This window comes from Pantoea sp. MBLJ3 (assembly GCF_000816655.1).
Lineage (GTDB): Bacteria > Pseudomonadota > Gammaproteobacteria > Enterobacterales > Enterobacteriaceae > Pantoea > Pantoea eucalypti.
This window is the reverse complement of the sequence record NZ_JSUT01000005.1, coordinates 176,911-198,539: the sequence shown is the minus strand read 5'-3', so window position 1 is coordinate 198,539 and position 21,629 is coordinate 176,911. Positions and strand designations below refer to the sequence as shown.

17 protein-coding genes are annotated in these 21,629 nt (G+C 56.2%); 8 read left to right on the top strand and 9 right to left on the bottom strand.

Annotation, left to right across the window (positions count from 1 at the left end; all coding sequences use genetic code 11):
* Positions 1-8: 8 nt before the first annotated feature.
* Together tkt and ampH are read left to right on the top strand one after the other, a co-directional pair.
* A complete protein-coding gene (gene tkt, locus NP77_RS07340) occupies positions 9-2,009 on the top strand; it encodes a transketolase (RefSeq protein WP_008926536.1) in 2,001 nt (666 codons plus the stop codon).
* 259 nt (positions 2,010-2,268) lie between these two features.
* Positions 2,269-3,432 carry a D-alanyl-D-alanine-carboxypeptidase/endopeptidase AmpH gene (gene ampH / locus NP77_RS07335; RefSeq protein ID WP_039659578.1) on the top strand — a complete coding sequence of 388 codons (1,164 nt, stop codon included), beginning with the start codon at positions 2,269-2,271 and terminating at the stop codon, positions 3,430-3,432.
* Here ampH and NP77_RS07330 read toward each other — a convergent pair.
* From NP77_RS07330 to NP77_RS07315, 4 genes are all read right to left on the bottom strand, one after another.
* Positions 3,429-4,502 (bottom strand): DUF1176 domain-containing protein, encoded by a 1,074-nt coding sequence (locus NP77_RS07330; protein WP_039659577.1) that lies wholly within the window; start codon positions 4,500-4,502, stop codon positions 3,429-3,431. The genes ampH and NP77_RS07330 overlap by 4 nt on opposite strands.
* Before the next feature lie 189 nt (positions 4,503-4,691).
* Complete coding sequence (gene nudK, locus NP77_RS07325; RefSeq protein ID WP_039659576.1) at positions 4,692-5,270, bottom strand: GDP-mannose pyrophosphatase NudK; 579 nt, start codon at positions 5,268-5,270, stop codon at positions 4,692-4,694.
* Positions 5,271-5,414: 144 nt separating this feature from the next.
* A complete protein-coding gene (ansP, locus tag NP77_RS07320; protein ID WP_008926539.1) occupies positions 5,415-6,911 on the bottom strand; it encodes an L-asparagine permease in 1,497 nt (498 codons plus the stop codon).
* Between the two features lie 280 nt (positions 6,912-7,191).
* Complete coding sequence (locus NP77_RS07315; RefSeq protein WP_039659573.1) at positions 7,192-7,464, bottom strand: DUF1471 domain-containing protein; 273 nt, start codon at positions 7,462-7,464, stop codon at positions 7,192-7,194.
* A 257-nt stretch (positions 7,465-7,721) separates the two neighbouring features.
* Between NP77_RS07315 and narQ the strand changes: the two genes are divergently transcribed.
* From narQ to NP77_RS07285, 6 genes are all read left to right on the top strand, one after another.
* Entirely contained in the window at positions 7,722-9,410 is a 1,689-nt protein-coding gene (gene narQ / locus NP77_RS07310) for a nitrate/nitrite two-component system sensor histidine kinase NarQ (protein ID WP_039659572.1), read from the top strand.
* 128 nt (positions 9,411-9,538) lie between these two features.
* Complete coding sequence (locus tag NP77_RS07305; RefSeq protein ID WP_008926542.1) at positions 9,539-10,168, top strand: response regulator; 630 nt, start codon at positions 9,539-9,541, stop codon at positions 10,166-10,168.
* A gap of 166 nt (positions 10,169-10,334) precedes the next feature.
* Complete coding sequence (gene acrD, locus NP77_RS07300) at positions 10,335-13,451, top strand: multidrug efflux RND transporter permease AcrD (protein WP_039659570.1); 3,117 nt, start codon at positions 10,335-10,337, stop codon at positions 13,449-13,451.
* 580 nt (positions 13,452-14,031) lie between these two features.
* A complete protein-coding gene (locus NP77_RS07295; protein WP_008926544.1) occupies positions 14,032-14,400 on the top strand; it encodes an ArsC family reductase in 369 nt (122 codons plus the stop codon).
* 1 nt (position 14,401) lies between these two features.
* The gene (gene dapE, locus NP77_RS07290) at positions 14,402-15,529 is read left to right on the top strand and encodes a succinyl-diaminopimelate desuccinylase (RefSeq protein ID WP_003848801.1); all 1,128 of its coding nucleotides are present in this window, start codon (positions 14,402-14,404) and stop codon (positions 15,527-15,529) included.
* A gap of 22 nt (positions 15,530-15,551) precedes the next feature.
* Positions 15,552-15,740 (top strand): YpfN family protein, encoded by a 189-nt coding sequence (locus NP77_RS07285; protein ID WP_003848800.1) that lies wholly within the window; start codon positions 15,552-15,554, stop codon positions 15,738-15,740.
* A gap of 261 nt (positions 15,741-16,001) precedes the next feature.
* Here the strand turns inward: NP77_RS07285 and ypfH are convergent, their stop codons facing one another.
* From ypfH to bamC, 5 genes are all read right to left on the bottom strand, one after another.
* Complete coding sequence (ypfH, locus tag NP77_RS07280) at positions 16,002-16,682, bottom strand: esterase (protein WP_003848796.1); 681 nt, start codon at positions 16,680-16,682, stop codon at positions 16,002-16,004.
* Between the two features lie 97 nt (positions 16,683-16,779).
* Positions 16,780-18,732, bottom strand: a complete 1,953-nt coding sequence (locus tag NP77_RS07275) for a tRNA(Met) cytidine acetyltransferase TmcA (protein WP_039659568.1) — start codon at positions 18,730-18,732, stop codon at positions 16,780-16,782.
* On the bottom strand, positions 18,732-19,598 hold the full coding sequence (locus NP77_RS07270) for a neutral zinc metallopeptidase (protein ID WP_003848793.1): 867 nt from the start codon (positions 19,596-19,598) through the stop codon (positions 18,732-18,734). The genes NP77_RS07275 and NP77_RS07270 overlap by 1 nt, the downstream gene beginning before the upstream one ends.
* Positions 19,599-19,738: 140 nt before the next feature.
* Positions 19,739-20,452, bottom strand: coding sequence for a phosphoribosylaminoimidazolesuccinocarboxamide synthase (gene purC / locus NP77_RS07265; RefSeq protein WP_003848791.1), 714 nt, complete (start codon positions 20,450-20,452; stop codon positions 19,739-19,741).
* Between the two features lie 145 nt (positions 20,453-20,597).
* Positions 20,598-21,629, bottom strand: a complete 1,032-nt coding sequence (gene bamC, locus NP77_RS07260; RefSeq protein ID WP_003848789.1) for an outer membrane protein assembly factor BamC — start codon at positions 21,627-21,629, stop codon at positions 20,598-20,600.

The following is a 21,629-nucleotide window of genomic DNA, read 5'->3' as shown; positions in this document are numbered from 1 at the left end:
AGAACTGTATGTCCTCACGCAGAGAGTTGGCAAACGCGATCCGTGCACTGAGCATGGATGCCGTCCAGAAGGCTAATTCAGGCCACCCCGGTGCGCCGATGGGTATGGCCGATATCGCCGAAGTGTTGTGGCGCGACTTCCTCCAGCATAATCCGACCAATCCCGCCTGGCTTGATCGCGACCGCTTTATCCTCTCCAACGGCCACGGCTCCATGCTGCTTTATAGCCTGCTTCACCTCAGCGGCTATGACCTGCCAATTGAAGAGTTGAAAAATTTCCGCCAGCTGCACTCTAAAACGCCAGGTCACCCGGAAATTGGCTATACCCCAGGCGTTGAAACCACCACCGGCCCGCTGGGTCAGGGACTGGCTAATGCCGTGGGTCTGGCGATTGCAGAACGCACGCTGGCCGCGCAGTTTAACCGTCCGGACCATGACATCGTCGATCACCACACCTATGTGTTTATGGGCGATGGCTGTCTGATGGAAGGGATCTCGCACGAAGTCTGTTCACTGGCGGGCACCCTGGGCCTGGGTAAACTGATCGGCTTCTACGACCATAACGGTATTTCAATCGATGGTGAGACCGAAGGCTGGTTTACCGACGACACCCATAAACGCTTTGAGTCCTACAACTGGCATGTGATTGGCGACATCGACGGACATGACGCTGATGCTATTCGTGACGCCATTAAAGAAGCACAGAGCGTTACCGATAAGCCTTCACTGATTATCTGCCGCACCATTATCGGTTTCGGGTCACCGAACAAAGCCGGTAAAGAGGAGTCGCACGGCGCAGCGCTGGGTGAGGCTGAAGTTGCTCTGACCCGTAAGCAACTGGGCTGGAACTACCCGGCGTTTGAAATCCCGGCTGAAATCTACCAGCAGTGGGATGCCAAAGCGGCGGGTGCTGAACGTGAAAAAGCCTGGGATGCGAAATTTGCCGCTTACAAAGCAGCCTATCCTGAGCTGGCGAAAGAGTATGAACGCCGCATGAATGGCGAAATGCCGGCCAACTGGGAAACTGAAGCAGCCCGTTTCATTCAGGAACTGCAGGCTAATCCGCAGAAAATCGCCAGCCGCAAAGCGTCACAAAATTCGCTGGAAGCGTACGGTAAAATGCTGCCGGAATTCCTTGGCGGCTCGGCCGATTTGGCACCGAGTAACCTCACTATCTGGTCAGGCTCCAAATCGATCAAAGAGGATCCGGCCGGTAACTACATTCACTACGGCGTACGTGAATTTGGCATGACGGCGATTGGTAACGGTATCGCGCACCACGGCGGTTTCGTTCCTTACACTGCCACCTTCCTGATGTTTGTGGAATATGCGCGAAACGCCGCGCGTATGGCGGCGTTAATGAAGGCGCGTCAGATTCTGGTCTACACCCATGACTCCATCGGTCTGGGCGAAGATGGCCCGACGCACCAGCCGGTTGAGCAGATCGCCAGCCTGCGTCTGACGCCAAACATGAGCGTATGGCGCCCTTGTGACCAGGTGGAAACGGCGGTGGCGTGGAAAGCGGCTATTGAACGCCATCACGGTCCAACCGCGCTGATCCTCTCCCGTCAGAACCTGCTGCAGCCGGAACGTACGCCGGAGCAGATCGAAAATATCAAACGCGGCGGCTACGTGCTGAAGGATTGCGACGGCACGCCAGACGTGATTCTGATCGCCACCGGTTCTGAGATTGAAATCACGCTGGGTGCAGCAGAAAAGCTCACCACGGGCGGTCACAAGGTGCGGGTGGTTTCACTGCCTTCAACTGACCTGTTTGATGCGCAGGATGCCGCTTACCGCGAATCTGTTCTGCCGAGCGGCGTGAAAGCGCGTGTGGCAGTCGAAGCAGGTATTGCTGACTACTGGTTCAAGTATGTCGGTCTGGATGGTGCAATTGTCGGGATGACCACCTTTGGTGAGTCCGCCCCTGCCAGCCAGCTGTTCGCAGAGTTTGGCTTCACGGTTGAGAATATCGTCAGCCATGCTGAAGCATTACTCAAGCCCGTTTAATGCCTGTGCCCTTCCCGGCTCACCGGGAAGGGCCATTTCATCTTAAAAACTGAAACAGAAAAAAACCTCTATTCCCCTCTTCACGCCCCGCGCAAACTGATTACTATAGAGCCGTCCTATTCAATGCTGCCTGTACGCTGGCTGGCCCTCTTTTCCTGCTGTTGTTCCTGCCGGGATAAAAACGGGTCTGACCTGCCGCATCCTGATGAGTGAAGGCAGATTTTCTCCGATATCTATAGCGAAGCCACTTCCGTTGAACATGCGTACACCCTATTTACTGGCCCTGATGGTTTCACTGCTTCCTTTAAAAAGCATGGCGCAGGTCGCGCCCGATCCGCTGCTGGCTTCTCAGATTGTTGATCGCTATGCGGAACATATTTTTTATGGCAGCGGTGCAACCGGCATGGCGCTGGTGGCGATAGATGGCAATCAGCGGGTGTTCGCCAGCTTCGGTGATACCCGTCCCGGCAACAATGTGCGTCCGCAGAAAGATTCACTGATTCGCATCGCCTCGCTGAGTAAGCTGATGACCAGTGAAGTGATGGTGAAGATGGCTGAACACGGACAGATTCGTCTTGACGATCCCCTGAGTAAATATGCGCCTCCAGGTGCACGCGTGCCCACGTACAATGGCCAGCCTATTCGCCTGATTAATCTCTCAACCCACACCAGCGGACTGCCGCGCGAACAGCCAGGCGGCAAAGCGCAGCGTCCGGTGTTTGTCTGGCCGACGAAAAGCGAGCGCTGGACATGGCTGGCGCGCGCCAGCCTTAAAGCGGCACCCGGCAGCAGTGCCGCCTACTCCAACCTGGGCTACGATCTGTTGAGCGATGCGCTGTCACGCGCCGCCGGCACCCCTTATCCGGCGCTGTTTCAGCAACTGATAACCCGCCCGCTCGGCATGAAAGACACCACCTTTACGCCGTCGCCTGAGCAGTGCGGACGCCTGATGGTGGCGGAGAAAGGTGCCAGCCCGTGTAATAACACGCTGGCGGCGATCGGCAGCGGCGGCGTCTATTCCACGCCGGATGATATGGGCCGCTGGATGCAGCAGTTCCTTAACTCTTCCGTAAACCATCGCACGCCGCAGATCGATCGACTGCAAACGCTGATTTACCGTCGCGATCAGCTGCACAAAGTTGAAGGCATGGATGTGCCGGGTAAAGCGGATGCACTGGGTATGGGCTGGGTCTATATGGGGCCAAAAAATGGTCGCCCGGGCATTATTCAGAAAACCGGCGGCGGTGGCGGTTTCATCACCTATATGGCGATGGTGCCGCAGCATAACGTTGGGGTGTTTGTCGTGGTGACGCGCTCGCCGCTGACCCGCTTTACGCCAATGAGCGACGGCGTGAACAATATGCTGGCCGAACTGGTGGGTAACCAACTGGGCTCACCGATGATGGTGCAGGCCATTCCTTAACGCTGCTGTACGCTACCGTCAGACTGGCTGACCCACAGGGTTGGCCAGTCATCACTGCTGTGCCAGGCGTCACAGGTCGACTCTTCTGCATACTCCGCTAACACAAAACGCGTGCCATCAAACTGCCAGCGTGTCGCACTGCCACAATCGCCCAGTCCCCGTCCTTTACCAAAGGTGTAGAGCTGGCCGCTGGCCGCATCATACTCGGCGTTAATCAGCTCCAGCTGACGATCGCTGGCACCCGGCGGTGTAAACGGCAACGTTAAGGTAATACCCCGCGCCACGTAAGGCTGGCTGCGCGTCACTTCAAACGCCAGATCGATCACGTTATAGGCCCCCATTTCACAACTCACCAGCAGCAGTGCGCGCTGGTCAGTAAGGGGAGCCACGCTGACTTCCCGGCGTAGCGGATCGAGTGAACAGGAATCGGTATTGACCCGCCAGGTGCCGTAATCAATGAGTCCGCTGGTCTCATCGCGCGTCAGTGCTGCGGGCGGCTCGACAGCAGGCGGCAATGGCGGCAGCGCAGGCGGCGGCGGAACGTCCCAGCTGGCACGGTCGCCACGCTTGATCCACGCGCTCAGGCTGTTGACCCGCCCCTGGGTGTCATCCATCAGCAACAGTGCAGCTTTCATGCCGCGCAACGAGATCAGCGCATTGGGATCAAAGGTGAGCTGCAGGGTTTTCGCCTCCATCACCAGATCAAGGAACTCATCTATCGCGATGGTATTGCTGGTGGCGAGATGATGAGGTTCTACCGTCCAGTGTTTGAGGTCGGGTTTAAGGCGGCGCTGATCGAGCAGCAGGTTATCCTGAAGCGGACCGCCAGGCAGCGCACCACTGTAGGCGCTGCCATAGTCAATGCGCAGCAAGGGGCGATCGTTGACGCCCGCATGACGCGAAATCGTCATCACCAACCCTTTGTCGCCTGGAATATTGCGCGCCACGCAAAAGGCGACATTGTTGCAGGTAATTTGCCAGTCGTTGAATGACTTTTGCAACGGTTCCGCCTGAACACAGGCAACCCACAAAGACGGCAACAGCCACAGCGATTTCATCCAATACGACATTAAGAAAATCGATCCCCGAATAACCAGAATGGAGAGGATAGCGCATCAACGGGCCTGGCAGGGTTCGCATTCTGTGAACCTGTGCAAAAAGCGCAGTTAAGTGCTTAAAAAGCGTACATAAGGTGGCTAAAGCTGCATCCTTCCACGTTCAGCGCTGCTGCGCGGCAACAGGTATGACAGATGGGTTTCCTAAGGCCTCAGCCATCCCGCAATCTGCGCATGCTGTAGCAGCATAATGGTTTTACCGTCGCGAATACGGCCATCGGCCACCATCGCCAGCGCATCAGGGAAGCTCAGTTCCAGCACATCAATTGACTCATCCTCAACGCCACCGCCTGGGTTGTCGCGCAGTGATTCGTTGTATTCTGCAGCAAAAAAGTGGACCAATTCCGTGACGCCGCCCGGCGACATATAGCAGGTAAAAATTTTCTCCACCTCACCGACTGCATATCCGGTCTCTTCAATCGCCTCTTTGCGGATGCAATCTTCCGGGGAGTCGTCGTCCAGCAAGCCCGCGCAGGCTTCAATTAACATGCCGCCGTCGTTGCCGTTGACGTACGTCGCGATGCGGAACTGGCGCGTCAGGACGACGCTATTCTTTTCGCGATTATAGAGCAGGATGGTCGCCCCGTTTCCGCGATCGTAGACTTCGCGTTTATGACGGATAACCTCGCCACGGCGATCGGTGATGTCATAGGTGTAGTTGCGCAGCACAAACCAGTTTTCACACAGGAGCTTATTTTTGATGATGTTGATCTTAAACGACATGGAGACTCCGCTACCGCATAAAGGGAGTTATTCATCATAGGGCCAGGCTTGCCGGAAAACTATCCTAATTCGCATTGCCAGAAAGGCGATTAGCGGCCAAAAAAAAGCCAGCCCGAAGGCTGGCCCTGATTGATGCAGACCTGATCAGCGTGACGTATCGTCAGCCAGTCGGGTTGACTGAGGCTCATCCTCATGATGATCCTGTTCGGTCTGCGCGATAGCGTTAACACGCTTACGCACACCAAACCATCCCAGCACCAGCAGCACTGCAATCAGCGGAATAGAGGCAATGGTGTACGTCCCGTTCGGGTAGTCAAACGCCATCAGCACCAGCACGCTGAACAGGAACAGCAGCGTCAGCCATGAGGTGAACGGCGCACCTGGCAGCTTGAAGCTGACATCATCTGCTTTGCCTTCTTTGATCGCTTTGCGCAGACGCAGCTGGCAGACCACGATAAAGGCCCAGGAGGAGATAATGCCCAGTGAGGCAACGTTCAGGACGATCTCAAATACCTGAGAAGGCACATAGTAGTTAAGCACTACACCAATGACATAAACGGCAATGGTGACGAGAATACCGGCATAAGGGACCTGCTGACCGTTCATCTTTGACATGAATTTCGGTGCAGAGCCACCCATCGACATGGAACGCAGAATACGCCCGGTTGAATAGAGGCCGGAGTTCAGGCTGGAGAGCGCTGCGCTCAGGACCACGATGTTCATGATGCTGCCAACGTAAGGCACGCCAAGTTTCGAGAAGAATGTCACGAATGGACTCTGGCCCGCCTGATAGGCATTCCATGGCAGCAGCAGCACCAGCAACACAACCGAACCGACATAGAACAGACCAATACGCCAGATCACACTATTGATCGCTTTCGGCAGCATGGTTTGCGGGTCTTTACATTCACCGGCCGCCGTACCGACCAGCTCAATTGAGGCAAAGGCGAATACGACGCCCTGAATCAGCACCAGCGCGGGCAGCAGGCCGTGCGGGAACAGGCCGCCGTTATCAGTAATCAGATGGAAACCGGTGCTGTTGCCATCCAGCGGCTTGCCGGTGCCAAGAAACACCACACCCACCACCAGGAAAATCACAATCGCCAGCACTTTCACCAGCGCAAACCAGAACTCCATCTCGGCAAACCACTTAACGCCAATCATGTTCATGGTGCCGACAATTGCCAGCGCGCCCAGTGCAAAGACCCATTGTGGCACATCACCAAACGCGCCCCAGTAGTGCATGTAAAGCGCAACGGCGGTGATATCGACGATACCGGTCATCGCCCAGTTGACGAAATACATCCAGCCTGCAACGTAGGAGGCTTTCTCACCCAGGAATTCACGGGCATAAGAGACAAAGCTGCCACTGCTCGGGCGGTGTAACACCAGTTCGCCCAGCGCACGCAGAATGAAGAAGGAGAAGATGCCACACACCAGATAGATGAGGGCTAACGCGGGGCCTGCAGCCTGCAAGCGGCCACCTGCACCCAGGAACAAACCGGTGCCGATAGCACCGCCGATCGCAATCATCTGAACGTGACGGTTACCCATCGCTTTCTGGTAGCCAGCATCGTGAGAATTCAGCCAGCGCCGTTTCGCAGCGCGCATCTCACCTGGGGTTTTCTTTTTGGATTTCATAGCATTCCTGTTTGTCCGGACCATCAGTCGTCGTCTCCCCAATGCGAACGTAACGCCCTGCAAAATGGGGGATTTTCCTCTGTGCGTTTGCCCGTGAGTGAGTGCCGGGCAGCGCGGGAATTTACGGCGATGAATCCTACCCGTTCTGCAAGAACGAAGCAAAATATACCGGGCAGATGCACAGGCTGATTTGTAAGAATCCATCATGATGCACAAAAACAAAAAAACCGGCCATTTTCAGGCCGGTAAAAGCTACAGGGATGGAAACAGGAGGGTTGGGTTAGCGATAAATCTCTGCGGTGCCGCTCCACAAGCTGGAATCGCCTGGATTATCGACACCGATAACACGGTAATGGCTGGCGCCCATCTTTTCCGCTTTTTGCGACAACTGACGATTTGCATCGTCCAGTGAGCCGCGAACGCCGGAGACAGAGACGCTGCCGATGCTCTGCATACCCAGCGCCTGTGACCGATCGACTGGCGCGGCGGCGAAGGTGGCAAATGAGGCGGTAGCCAGTAAAGCACCCGCCAGTACAGCACTCAGTTTTTTCATTGGATGCTCCTTGATCTGTGATCGGGATTGCGTTGCTAATGACTGAGTGAATTATTAGCGCTGCAATGAAAAGCAACATCGGCACGATGTAAACCTGTTCCCTTTTTAACCGTAAAATCGTAACGCATCCTGGGAAGTGTCAGTCGAGGTCATTTTATGTGCGACCTGTAATGTCCTGTGCGATAAACAGGGAAGGGATCATTTGCGTTGCGTGACTTCGCTCATATAATTCCCCCACTCAGAAGAGGGCCATTCATGTGATCGTTAAACGTTCAGTTACACAAAGCATCGCTCGGGCCCTCAGCGCCATTGTCCTGCTGTCGCTGCTCACCACCAGTCTGGCCTTAGTCACGCTACTCAGCAGTCAGCGCGACGCCGAGGCGATTAATCTGGCGGGTTCACTGCGCATGCAGAGCTATCGCATGGCCTGGGATGCCAGCCGTCAGCCGCAAAACCTGCCGCAACATTTCGCGCGCTATCAGCAAACGCTGGATGCGCCGGTGCTGCACAATCTTGATCGGCCCTGGGTACCGCGCGAAGTGGGCGTTCGCTACCAGCGACTGCGCGCCGCCTGGCCTCTCCTGCAACAGGCGTTGCAACGGGGTGATAGCGTGGCCTTGCAGCAGCAGGTGCCCATTTACGTCGGGGAAATTGATCGCTTTGTTCTGGGTCTGCAACGCTATACCGAATTAAAAATGCATCTGGTGGCCGCCAGCAGCCTGGTCGGTGTTATTGCGATTGTGGCGCTGGCGCTCATGACGATTCGCTTTACCCGACTGCATGTCGTGCGGCCACTGAATGCGCTGGTCAAGGCCAGCCGCTACGTCGAGAATGGCAACTTTGCTTTTCCGCCGTTGCACGTTGAGCAACAAAATGAGCTGCGGGTTCTGTCGCATGCCTTTAGCGGTATGGCGGCACGCCTGCATTCGCATTACCAGTTGCTGGAGAGTACGGTTCGCGCAAAGACGGAAGACTTAACTCAGGCGAATCGCACGCTGTCGCTACTCTATGACAGCTCACAAATGCTGACCGCCAGCCCACTGCATCCGGCGTTGTTTGAAGCGGTGCTGACCAAGGTGCTGACGCGTGAAAAACTGACGGCAATCTGGCTCGAGAGCGACCAGTTTCAGTTCCGCGCCGGTGACGAAAAGGCGGCTGGTGAGTGGCAACGTCAGCCATTACAGCAGGATGAGCAGCAGATTGGCGAATTGCGCTGGCAGACATGTGGCGCTTCCCCACCGGATGAGCTGATGCGCAGTCTTGCGGCGATGCTGGGACGCGCAATCTGGATCTGGCAGGCACAGCAGCAGTATCAACAAATGCTGCTGATTGAAGAGCGAACGACGATTGCCCGGGAATTACATGACTCACTGGCGCAGTCACTCTCCTTTTTACGTATTCAGCTGACCCTGTTACGCCGCACCGTGGACAAGGATGACAGTGCCGCCCATGCGATTATCGCTGACTTCGATCAGGCGCTGGCTGATGCCTACCGTCAGTTGCGCGAACTGCTGACCACCTTCCGCCTGACCATTGAGCAGGCAGATCTGGTGGCGGCGATGCAGGCAATGATCGCCTCGTTGCAGGAAAAGAGCGGCGCAGAGATACATTTTAACTATCAGACCGGCCTGCAGAGTCTGGAGGCACAGCAGCAGGTACATGTCTTGCAGATCGCCCGGGAGGCGTTGCTGAATGCGATCCGTCATGCGAGTGCGCAGGTGATCAACGTGGACTATCAGCACAGCGATCAAGGTGAGCATTTACTTACAATAACGGATGACGGTGTGGGCATCGGCAGTACTAACGAACCTCCAGGCCATTACGGTCTGACGATTATGGCTGAACGTGCCCAGCGCCTTAATGGTAATCTGACCCTTCACGCACAGGAACAAGGGACCCGGGTTGAACTGCGCTTTCCACCGCAACCGGCACGGCAGCTAACGTAATTTATCCTTCAAATAATTAAAACACGCTACTGGCTACAGATAGCAGGCTATTAAAGGCTGAACACAGGCATACCGGTGCGCGATACGTGTTGCCCCGCCGCAGTCTGAAACGATAAAACGGAGAAATTATGCAACAGCCCGCATTAACATTGATGATTGTGGATGATCACCCTCTGATGCGCCGCGGCGTTCGTCAGCTGCTGGCACTGGATCCCCGGCTGGACGTGATCGCCGAGGCTAACAATGGCACCGAAGCGCTGGCGGAAGCCCGCCGTCAGGAACCTGACATCATTCTGCTCGACCTCAATATGAAAGGCATGTCCGGGCTGGATACCCTAAAGGCGCTGCGCCACGAAGGTATCAGCTCGCGCATCCTGGTGCTGACCGTCTCCGATGCCCGCAGTGATATTTTTGCCATGGTGGATGCCGGTGCCGACGGCTATCTGCTCAAGGACAGCGAGCCAGAGATTCTGCTGGGGCATATTCTGCAGGCATCGCGGGGCGAGAAAGTCTTTAGTGAGGGCGTCGCCAGCTATCTGGATAACCGTCAGCACAGCGCCGACCCTCTGCGTCTTCTCACTGACCGCGAGTGCGACGTGCTCCAGGAGGTGGCGCGTGGCCTGTCAAACAAAGAGATCGCTGCCATTCTGCATATCTCTGAAGAGACAGTGAAAGTGCATATCCGTAACCTTCTGCGTAAGCTGGATGTCCGTTCACGCGTTGCCGCCACGGTGATGTGGCTTGAAAGCCGCAAATAGCCAACGAATTTACATTTTCTCCTCAATTTCTCCACGATTTCCCTCGCTGCCGCACGTAAAGTGAAAGGCGGCGGAGAATCGTGTAAAGACCCTGCGACCTTTCTGCCTGTGGCCCGTTGCCGGTGGGCCTGACCGATAATAATAAGTCCTGAGGAGTGTCGATTTAATGTCGAATTTCTTTATCGACCGCCCCATTTTTGCCTGGGTGCTGGCGATTCTGCTGTGCCTGTGTGGCACCCTTTCAATTATTTCGCTGCCTGTTGAGCAGTATCCCGATCTGGCTCCACCTAATGTGCGTATCACCGCTAACTATCCCGGCGCATCCGCCGAGACGCTGGAAAACACCGTGACTCAGGTGATCGAGCAGAACATGACCGGCATCGATAATCTGATGTACATGTCCTCGAACAGCAGCAACACCGGTCAGGCGCAAATCACCCTCACCTTTACTGCCGGGACCAATCCCGACGAAGCCCGCCAGCAGGTTCAGAACCAGTTGCAGTCCGCCCTGCGCAAATTGCCGCAGGTGGTGCAGTCGCAGGGCGTGACGGTCAACAAAACCGGTGACAGCAATATTCTGATGGTGGCCTTCGTCTCGACCGACGGCAGTATGGATAAGCAGGATATTTCAGACTATGTCGCCAGTAATATTCAGGACCCGCTGAGCCGTATTGATGGCGTCGGCCAGGTTGATGCTTACGGCTCGCAATATGCGATGCGCATCTGGCTCGATCCCAACAAACTGATCGCTTACGCGCTCACCACCGACGATGTCGTCAATGCAATCCAGTCGCAGAATACCCAGGTGGCTGTGGGTCAGGTCGGTGGCCTGCCGTCGGTGGAGAAACAGGCACTTAACGCCACGGTCAACGCCCAGTCGATGCTGCAGACCCCCGAGCAGTTCCGGGCCATTACCCTGAAAAACAATCCCGACGGTTCTGTGGTGACGCTGGGCGATGTCGCCACCGTGGCGCTGGGCGCAGAGAAGTATGATTATCTGAGCCGCTATAACGGCCAACCTGCGTCAGGCCTGGGCGTGAAGCTCGCGTCCGGTGCCAATGAGATGAACACTGATAAGCTGGTACGGGCGCGTATAGAGGAACTCTCGCACTATTTCCCTCACGGCCTGGAAGCAAAAATTGCCTATGAAACCTCGCCGTTCGTCAAAGCATCAATTACCGATGTGGTGAAGACGCTGCTTGAAGCAATCGTGCTGGTATTTGGCGTGATGTATCTGTTTATGCAGAACTTCCGCGCCACCTTAATTCCCACCATTGCGGTGCCGGTAGTGCTGTTTGGCACCTTTAGCGTCCTTTATGCCTTTGGATTCAGCATCAATACCCTGACCATGTTTGCCATGGTGCTGGCGATAGGACTACTGGTGGATGATGCCATTGTGGTGGTGGAGAACGTTGAACGCATCATGCATGAAGAGGGACTTTCGCCGCGTGCTGCCACACGAAAATCGATGGGACAGATTCAGGGTGCACTGGTGGGTATCGCGCTGGTGCTCTCTGCGGTGTTTGTGCCAATGGCGTTTTTCGGCGGTACCGTTGGCGCCATTTATCGTCAGTTCTCAATCACCATTGTCTCGGCGATGGTGCTGTCAGTGCTGGTAGCGATGATCCTGACGCCAGCGCTCTGTGCCACACTGCTCAAACCCGCTGCGCAGGGCGAGGTGCACGAGCGTCGCGGCTTCTTCGGCTGGTTCAATCGCCACTTTAATCGTAACGCTGACCGCTATGAACGCGGCGTTGCGGGCATCCTGCGCACAGGTGGTCGCTGGCTGCTGGTCTATGTCGCGATTATTGGCCTGATGGCGTTTCTGTTTCTGCGTCTGCCGACGTCGTTTCTGCCGCTGGAAGATCGCGGCGTATTCCTGACTCAGGTTCAGCTTCCGGCAGGTGCGACGCTTGAGCAAACGGCCAGCGTCGTTGCCAAAGTCGAAAATTATTATCTCACCAAGGAGAAGGCCAACGTACTGTCGGTTTTCTCCACTATCGGTGCCGGGCCGGGCGGCAATGGACAGAACGTCGCACGTCTGTTTGTCCGTCTGAAAGACTGGGAAGCGCGGCCCGGCGCCGATCGGACTTCGTTTGCGATTATCGATCGCGCGACCAAAGCGTTTCAGAAGATTAAAGAGGGCCGGGTGATTGCCAGCAGTCCACCTGCTATCACCGGCATGGGCAGCAGCTCTGGTTTTGACATGGAACTGCAGGATCACGCCGGTATCGGCCATACCCAACTGATGGCGATGCGCGACAAACTGCTGGAGATGGCAGGCAACGATAAGTCGCTGTCCCGGGTACGGCACAATGGACTGGATGACAGTCCGCAGCTGCAGATCGATGTCGATGCCCGTAAAGCGCAGGCGCTGGGCGTGTCGCTGGATACCATCAACGACACGATGACCACGGCCTGGGGCTCAACCTATGTGAACGACTTCCTGGATCGCGGTCGGGTGAAAAAGGTCTATGTACAGGCCGCCGCCGAATTCCGCATGCTGCCGGACGACGTCAATAAGTGGTATGTGCGCAACAGCAGCGGCAAAATGGTCCCCTTCTCCGCGTTTGCCACCAGCCGCTGGGAGACCGGCTCACCCCGTCTTGAACGCTATAACGGTTATTCTTCACTGGAGATTGTCGGAGAAGCGGCTAATGGCGTCAGCAGCGGCACGGCAATGGATGAGATGGAAAAGCTGGTGAATGCCCTGCCACTGGGCGTCGGGTTCCAGTGGACAGGTGCTTCTTATCAGGAGCGCCTCTCTGGCTCACAGGCACCGGCGCTGTATGCCATTTCGCTGCTGGTTGTATTCCTCTGCCTGGCCGCACTGTATGAAAGCTGGTCAATTCCGTTCTCGGTGATGCTGGTGGTCCCACTGGGTGTCGTCGGCGCGTTGATTGCGACCTGGCTGCGCGGACTGGAGAATGATGTCTACTTCCAGGTGGGCCTGCTGACAGTCGTCGGGTTATCCGCCAAAAACGCCATCCTGATTGTGGAATTTGCTAATGAGATTAACAGTAAAGGACGCGAACTGGTGGAGTCCACGCTGGAGGCATCGCGTCAGCGTCTGCGACCGATTCTGATGACCTCGCTGGCCTTTATCTTTGGCGTGCTGCCGATGGCAATCAGCAGCGGCGCAGGCTCCGGCAGTCAGCACGCGGTAGGAACCGGTGTGATGGGTGGAATGATCTCCGCCACGCTGCTGGCGATCTTTTTTGTGCCGCTGTTCTTTGTGCTGGTTCGCCGTCGCTTCCCGCTTAAAGAGAAGCCACTCGACTGATCACTGAGGCAAATAAAAAGCGGCCACTGATGTCAGTGGCCGCCTTATTTCTGTGTGTGGTAAGAATTCCAGTCAGCAGGTTTACCCCGCCTTTACCTCAGCCTGTTACTTGTTGCGTAACATTGATTCGATAAATTCTTTCCAGGTTCCCATTTCAGTGTCAATCATGATGCCCTCTCTTATTGTGCTGGCGATGTTACGCTCTTTTTTTAATCAGGTGAATACGGTTACACCTGTTTTATTTATCGGCAAGCCTGATAAAAACATGAATTCTGCCGGTTCTGGAAGCTGACGCACATTTCAGCAACTCCTTAACCCGATTGAAAATAATTTATTTTAAGCCCAGCGGTAGACTATTTTATCTGCATGGCGAAATTCCGAATAAAATAATGCTAAGCAAGGTAATGATTACCTGAGAAATTGATAGCGGTTACCCGAGGATAAGCGGTGGCTTTCACGACACGATCGCGGGTCAGATTCCCGCGCCCCGGCAACTGCCGCAACGGATCACACTATGGTAAACTCGCGCTTTGGCTGCTTTTTCAGCTTTTACTTCTCACAGGACAATAAGGATCGGGCAATGAGCACGCAGTGGGTGATGTTCGGGATTAAAAATTGCGACACCATAAAAAAAGCCCGGCGCTTTTTAACAGACGCAGGCGTTGAGTATCACTTTCACGATTACCGTGCCGATGGCCTGAGCGATGTCCTGCTGCAGGAATTTATCGATGCGCTGGGCTACGAAGCCCTGCTTAATACCCGCGGCACCACCTGGCGTAAACTGCCAGAGACCGACCGTGAAGGGGTTACCGATGCCAGCAGCGCCAAAGCGCTGATGCTGGCGCATCCCGCCATGATTAAGCGCCCGCTGTTGCGCACCCCGGATGGCAGTTTGCTCGCCGGTTTCAGCGAAGCCACCTATCAGAATGCTATCCAGGAGAGGTCATAATATGTTTTGCCCGGTCATTGAGCTGACGCAGCAGCTTATTCGTCGCCCTTCCCTCAGCCCCGATGATGCCGGATGTCAGGCTCTGCTGATCGCCCGTCTTGAAGCTATTGGTTTTAAGATTGAAACGATGAACATCGACGACACCCTGAATTTCTGGGCCACCCGTGGCGAAGGTGAAACACTGGCGTTTGCCGGTCACACCGATGTGGTGCCGCCTGGCGATGCCAGTCGCTGGATCAACCCACCGTTTGAGCCCACCATACGCGATGGCATGCTGTTTGGTCGTGGTGCGGCCGACATGAAAGGTTCACTGGCCGCCATGGTGGTAGCTGCCGAACGTTTTGTTGCAGCACGTCCCCATCACAGAGGGCGACTCGCCTTTATGATTACCTCTGATGAGGAGGCCAGCGGGACCAACGGCACGGTTAAAGTGGTTGAACGGCTGATGGCGCGCCGGGAACGGCTCGACTATTGCCTGGTCGGTGAGCCGTCCAGTACGGAAGTGGTCGGTGACGTGGTGAAAAATGGCCGTCGTGGATCAATCACTGCCAACCTGACGGTGCATGGTGTGCAGGGCCACGTCGCCTATCCGCACCTTGCGGATAATCCGGTCCACCGGGCAATGCCAGCACTGAATGAGCTGGTCGCCACGGAGTGGGATCAGGGGAATGAGTTCTTCCCGGCAACCAGCATGCAGATTGCCAATGTCCAGGCGGGCACCGGCAGCAACAACGTGATTCCTGGCGAGCTGTTTGTGCAGTTTAACTTCCGCTTCAGCACTGAACTCACTGATGAGCTGATTCGTCAGCGCGTCGAAGCATTGCTGGATCGTCACCAGCTGCGTTACACCATTGAGTGGAAACTTTCGGGTCAACCCTTCCTGACCACGCGCGGTAAGCTGGTTGATGCCGTCGTAAAAGCTGTCGCGCACTATAATGAAATTAAGCCGCAGCTGCTGACTACGGGTGGAACCTCTGATGGCCGGTTTATTGCCCGGATGGGGGCGCAGGTGGTTGAACTGGGACCGGTAAATGCCACCATTCATAAAATCAATGAGTGTGTGAAAGCTTCAGATCTGCAGATGCTGAGCCGGATGTACCAACGCATCATGGAACAACTGATCGCCTGATGGCGATGTTAAGGAGCAGCAAATGGAATTTATTAAAGATTACTGGTGGATCCTGGTGATCCTGCTGATGGTTGGCGTGCTGATGAACGTTTATAAAGATCTGAAACGCATCGATCACAAGAAGTTTATGGATAACAAACCAGACCTGCCGCCGCATCGTGATTTCAACGATAAATGGGATGACGACGATAACTGGCCGAAGAAGAAGTAAACGAAAATGCCCCTGCTCTGCAGGGGCATTTTTATTGTTCTTCATAAAGTCAGCCCTCATCAGCGTTAAGATCGAGCCTGCGCAGGGTACACGGTCAGATCGGAAAGTCGCTAAAGCCAATCCATGGCCGCTCGGCCCGCACCGTCCCTGGCGCGGGACGCTTTCCTCCTCTGACCGAGCTCCCTGCGTGTTGAATTTATGCGTAGCGGCGGGATTACCCCCGGTTCGGCATTGTCAGCAATCTGCTCTGCAGGGGCATTTTTACATCAACGCGATAACGTCATCGTCACCGGGTTTTGCGCCGCTTAACGCCTCATCAAAGTAGCGTTTTGGCACCGTATAACGCAGATGATTCAGCGCCAGTTCCATACTGCGATGATCGATGGCATGCGCCAGATCGTCAACGATGTCCAGAGTGACGTCGCCCCCGCGGGCGGTCAGCCGCTGCTCCGCCTCCTGTGCATGGTGCAACGGGATCTGCTCATCATAATCACCGTGGATCAGATGAATCGTGGTGCGGGTACTGGCTTTCTCCGGCAGCGTGATAAACCGGCCATTGAACACCACCGCGCGGCCCGCCAGATCAGGATTCGCTTTGACGCCTTCCAGCACCATACTGCCACCCTGGGAAAAACCGACTAAGGCTGTCGCTTCCGCCCGCACGCCGCTCTTTTTTTGCCAGTGACGCACCGACTCGACAAACTGCGGCATCGCCGCATCAACCCGCTGCTGGATAGTCTGATCGTGCAGGTCAGTTTCGCCAAACCACTGACGAACCGCGCCAGGCGAGCCAACGGACACCACCAGCGCGTCGGGGAAGGTTTTCGCAAACCAGTGACCAATCTCACCCATTGAATCCGGGTTATCGCCAACGCCATGGTAGAGCAGAAACAGCTGTGCTGTGGTAGCAGGCTGTTGAACGATTACATATTTCAGTGTCATGTTGTTGACCTCCTGTGTTCACTCTACGCCGCGTAGCAAAAAATGATATGGGGATAATTTGAACCAGCTGGTCGAATTATTTCAACGGCCGGTGCAGTCAGTCCGCAGTAACGCCCAGGCTCTGGAGCGCTGTTGCTGCCTGCTGACGTAACACCGCGACCAGCGCTTTACGGCCACTCACGCCTGCCTGCCGGGCAAGCTCGCTTAGCGCATCGGGGGCGGCAACGACTGCGGCCAATAACGGGGCGGGCGCGACACTGGCTTCTGCCAGACGCTGCAATACCGGCAGGCTCGCCTCCAGGGGCCGCTGCGCCCAGGCAAAACCGATGGCCAGATGCATATCCTGGGCTGTTAATCCATTATCTGGGATCTGATCAAACTGCAGGTGCAGCGCGATATGTTGTCGCAACAGTGGCCAGTCACGCGCCAGCTGTTCTGCCGCCCGGTGCGCTAATGCCCTGCCCGCAGCAGAACAGGGCAGAATAGCCATTGCCGCATAGCAGCCGCTGCTGGCTTCGCGCTGGCTGCCTATTCGCACCAGAGTAAAACCACAGGCGCGCCAGAACGCCCAGAGTGATTCAGTGTAGCCGAAGCTGACAGAGAGGTAGTCGTGTTCGGCAGCCGCACGGGCCGCGGCGGCCACAAGCTGCTGACCGATTCCGCGGCGACGGCTCTCCGTTGCCACGGCAACACGGCTGATTCGTTGCGAGCGCAGGATTGCCGCTTCGGCAAGACCGGCGTGGGCAGCCAGCGATTGCGCCACAAGATTCCCGCGTGGTCGCCGGGTGCCCGCCCAGACCGCCTGCGCCAGTGCTGGCTCAAGACCGCCCTCCTCCACCAGCCAGAGTGCACCCTGTAATGCAGGTGTCTCGCCCGCCCGCCACAACGTCATACCCGGCGCATCCAGCAGGCGGCGCAGATCAAGTGGCGACGTGCGATAGTGCGCGCTGGTGAGCAGGCGATAGGCGGCTTCCAGCGTGCTGAAATCGTGACGTTCAACAGGATGCGGTGTGGCCGGAGAATCGGGTGCCGTCGCGCTGGCATCGTCAAACAGCAGCGCCTGATTCAGCCACTGCTCCAGCGGATCACAACGCGACCAGCGTAACGGCTCGTCCAGCGTGTAGTAGTGCACCCCGGTAAGCCCGGCGCAGAACTTAAGGATAAAGCCGCGCCCGCTGCCTTCGTAGCCCTGCACGGTGGTGGTGAGCAACACGCGGGGATAACGGCTGACCAGCGCCTGCAGTAGCGGGGCCGGTATCGCCGCCGCTTCATCCACAATCAGCCAATCCGCCTCGGGCGGCGGCGCCAGCGCCAGCAGTGCATCCGGCGCCATAAAGTGAAAATGCTCAGCGGCAAAGGTGGCCAGCACCTCCGTTGAAGCTTTCGCGGGTGCCGTGACCAGACAATGGCGATTCTGGCGGGCCAGCATCCCCGCCAGCGCCGATTTACCCCGTCCACGGGCGGCGGTCAGCACCGCGATCCCCGATGGCAGTCTCATCAGTTGATCGAGTATCGCCTGCTGCTGTTGCGGGGCCTGACAGTGCCATTCTGGCCAGTCAGGCTGCACCGGAAAACGGCATGGCTGATGCTGCCGCTCCAGCAGTATCTGGTCATCCGCCAGGATCAGCTGTTGCAGATGGTGAACAAAACGGGGTGTTGGGATGGGCTGAGCGACATCGGCCCAGCGCAGGCTGTCGGTGTCAGGCTGCTGCGACCACCCTTCCCAGGGCGGGACCAGCAGTAACAGCCAGCTACCGGCGGTGAGCGTGCCAGCCAGCGCAGCGAAAGCCTCGGCATGAAAGCCCTGGCGGGCATCGAATATCCCATGACGAAATTCTCGGCCAAGCAGCGTGCGAACCGCGCCTGGCTGTTTGTGTATAAGTGACTCACCAGAGGAAGCAGAGAAGAGCGGCTCCGGGCTTAGCACCAGCCAGTCGCCTGGCAACGCGTCATGCCACTCTGCAGCACGCTCCAGGCACCAGTCCGGGTCGCCGCTGATCACGGCCAGGCGACGCACACCGGCCTGCTGCATAGGCTGTGTTGCGATCATCAGTTGCTGGCGAAGGTGTTGCACTGTCCTGGATTGCCACCATCAAATCCGCGCTTAAACCAGGTGTAGCGTTGCTCAGAGGTGCCATGGGTAAAGCTGTCCGGCACTACGCGGCCCTGACCCTTCTGCTGCAGACGGTCATCGCCAATCGCCTCTGCGGCGTTCAGCGCTTCCTGCAAATCCCCTGCTTCAAGGATGTTCTCTTGCTGCATATAGTGTCCCCAGACACCGGCAAAACAGTCTGCCTGCAATTCCATTTTCACAGAGAGCTGATTGACCTGCGTCTGGCTCGCGCCCTGCTGCATTTCACGTACTTTAGGCTCAATACCCAGCAGTTTCTGAACATGGTGGCCCACTTCATGCGCGACAACGTAGCCCTGGGCGAAGTCGCCGTCAGCGCCGAGTTTGTTTTTCATCTCATCGTAGAAAGAGAGATCGATGTAGACAGTCTGATCGGCTGGACAGTAGAAGGGTCCCATCACGGATTGGCCTGTGCCGCAGCCGGTTCGGGTTGCCCCGCGATACATCACCAGCTTTGGTGCAACATACTGTTTGTTCATCTGTTTGAACAGCTTGCCCCAGGTATCTTCCGTGGTCGCAAGAATCACCTTAGTGAATTTTGCAGCCTCGTCATCATTGGTGCTGACGCTGCGCTGTTGCTGCTGGCTGGTTGGTGCAACGTCCCCACCCGTCAGCAGCGCGGTAAGGTCATAACCGTAATAACCTGCAATAGCCACCACCACCAACAGGATGATACCGCCTTTGCCGCGCGGCAGACGAATCTGACGGCCTCCGCCACCTAAACCGGACGATTGATCGCGACGGTCCTCTACATTGTCGCTTTCGCGACGCCCTTGCCAGCGCATGCTCTCTTCCCTCAGTCATTTTTTTCAGATGGCATGATTTTAGTTGCGTGACCGGGCAATCACCAGCTTTAGGCTGAAATGAAAACGGAGAGCCTGGGCTCTCCGTTTTATTCTGCTTACTTACTGCACTGCAGGCTGACTCAGTCGAGTTTTACACCCAGCCGCTGTGCCACTGCTTCATAAGCTTCGACTACGCCACCCAGGCTCTGGCGAAAACGGTCTTTATCCATTTTATCCAGGGTCTCTTTGTCCCACAGGCGTGCACCATCTGGCGAAAACTCATCGCCCAGCGTGACTTCACCGTTAAACAGACCAAACTCAAGTTTGAAATCAACCAGAATCAGACCCGCATCGTCGAACAGCTTGCTCAGCACTTCGTTGGCTTTAAAGGTCAGTTCCTGCATCCGCGCCAGGTTCTGCTTGCTGACCCAGCCAAAAGTTTCGCAGTAGGATTCGTTGACCATCGGGTCATGCTTTTCATCATCTTTGAGGAAAAGATCAAACAGCGGGGGATTGAGCACAATGCCCTCTTCCACGCCCAGACGTTTTACCAGCGAACCTGCGGCGCGGTTACGGACCACGCACTCTACCGGCACCATCTCCAGCTTCTTCACCAGCGCTTCGGTATCAGACAGCAGCGCTTCCATCTGGGTTGGAATACCCGCTTCCTGCAATTTGGTCATGATGAAGTGGTTAAACTTGTTGTTAACCATTCCTTTGCGATCAAATTGCTCAATTCGGGCGCCATCACCTGCTGACGTATCGTTGCGGAATTCGAGTATCAGCAGATCCGGATTATCGGTGCTGTATACGGTTTTCGCTTTACCGCGATACAACTCAGCTCGCTTTTGCATCTTATTCACTCCAGACTTGAAATAACGGGTGTTCAGCGGCCAGTGCCGCTGCGGCGATTGCCTTGACGCAATCGTTTACTTCGCCGCGCGCTATTATGCCAAAAACAAAATAAAAAGGCCGGAGAATCTCCGGCCTGAGGCAACTTTATTTGTTCAGCGCCGCCTGGAACACGGCCACCAGCGCATCGTTCTGCGACTGGGTCAGCACATGCCCTTTCGGGTCGATAAATTGCAGACTGGTGCGGTTGTCCAAATCACCGACCTGCACTTTGTAATCACCGTCAGGTAATTCCGGGTCTTTTGCGCCAATGGAATCCCAGTCGCTGCTGCTCAGTGACTTGTAGGTCACTTTCATGCTACCCGTTGAGCGAGTGGTATCCGTCACCTCCATCCCAACGCGTTTCATCGCTTCAGGCAGACGCTGCCACGCCACATTATATGGCGTGCGCAGGATCAGCATTGGCAGGCCGGTATCATCTGCGCCGCTCTGCACATCAATAGCCCCACTCACCCGACCTGCCGCCGCGTTTTCACTGGCGGTATCAATCTTGTCCAGACCGGTGCTGATTTCATTCAGCATCTGCGCGGTATAGCGCTGAATCTGCACAGGTGAGGTAACGGTTTTGCCCGCCTGCTGCAGCTCCAGCAGACGTACGGTGAGCTGCTGCTGATAGCTCTGCGACTGCACACTGATCTGGTAGCGACCACGATACTGCTGATCTTCATCAGCACGGTTCCACTGTACCCAGTCGGTCGTCAGCTGCTGGCCGGCGTCATTACGTGAAGCAATCGCGAAATTGTTTGACTGCACGACGCTCACGACGCGGGGCCAGACTGAACCACGGCTACTATCAATCATCAGTGCGCCCGTGTTGTTGCTGAACTGCGCACGGGTGCCGTTCATCAGCGCCAGCGGCTGGGCAGGTGGACGAATGTCGAGCTGCTTGCCGGTGGGTGCCTGACTGCTGGTGCGCGGTACATCGTAATCACCACGCTGTACCGGCAGGATCATGCCGGCCGGCGCTTTCAGTTCACTTAACTGACTGGCTTCAAGATAAGATTCGTCACCACTGACCTGGCGCTTATAACGCTGATCACTTGAACAGGCCGACAACAGCATCAGGGTAGAAAGCCCCACCACTGTGGCTACTGTTGACCGCTTTACTGAGTAATTCAT

Coding starts and splice junctions, on each gene's coding strand:
- tkt (WP_008926536.1), top strand. CDS start 9: ATGTCCTCACGCAGAGAGTTGGCAAACGCGATCCGTGCACTGAGCATG.
- ampH (WP_039659578.1), top strand. CDS start 2,269: ATGCGTACACCCTATTTACTGGCCCTGATGGTTTCACTGCTTCCTTTA.
- NP77_RS07330 (WP_039659577.1), bottom strand. CDS start 4,502: ATGTCGTATTGGATGAAATCGCTGTGGCTGTTGCCGTCTTTGTGGGTT.
- nudK (WP_039659576.1), bottom strand. CDS start 5,270: ATGTCGTTTAAGATCAACATCATCAAAAATAAGCTCCTGTGTGAAAAC.
- ansP (WP_008926539.1), bottom strand. CDS start 6,911: ATGAAATCCAAAAAGAAAACCCCAGGTGAGATGCGCGCTGCGAAACGG.
- NP77_RS07315 (WP_039659573.1), bottom strand. CDS start 7,464: ATGAAAAAACTGAGTGCTGTACTGGCGGGTGCTTTACTGGCTACCGCC.
- NP77_RS07305 (WP_008926542.1), top strand. CDS start 9,539: ATGCAACAGCCCGCATTAACATTGATGATTGTGGATGATCACCCTCTG.
- acrD (WP_039659570.1), top strand. CDS start 10,335: ATGTCGAATTTCTTTATCGACCGCCCCATTTTTGCCTGGGTGCTGGCG.
- NP77_RS07295 (WP_008926544.1), top strand. CDS start 14,032: ATGAGCACGCAGTGGGTGATGTTCGGGATTAAAAATTGCGACACCATA.
- dapE (WP_003848801.1), top strand. CDS start 14,402: ATGTTTTGCCCGGTCATTGAGCTGACGCAGCAGCTTATTCGTCGCCCT.
- NP77_RS07285 (WP_003848800.1), top strand. CDS start 15,552: ATGGAATTTATTAAAGATTACTGGTGGATCCTGGTGATCCTGCTGATG.
- ypfH (WP_003848796.1), bottom strand. CDS start 16,682: ATGACACTGAAATATGTAATCGTTCAACAGCCTGCTACCACAGCACAG.
- NP77_RS07275 (WP_039659568.1), bottom strand. CDS start 18,732: ATGATCGCAACACAGCCTATGCAGCAGGCCGGTGTGCGTCGCCTGGCC.
- NP77_RS07270 (WP_003848793.1), bottom strand. CDS start 19,598: ATGCGCTGGCAAGGGCGTCGCGAAAGCGACAATGTAGAGGACCGTCGC.
- purC (WP_003848791.1), bottom strand. CDS start 20,452: ATGCAAAAGCGAGCTGAGTTGTATCGCGGTAAAGCGAAAACCGTATAC.
- bamC (WP_003848789.1), bottom strand. CDS start 21,629: ATGAATTACTCAGTAAAGCGGTCAACAGTAGCCACAGTGGTGGGGCTT.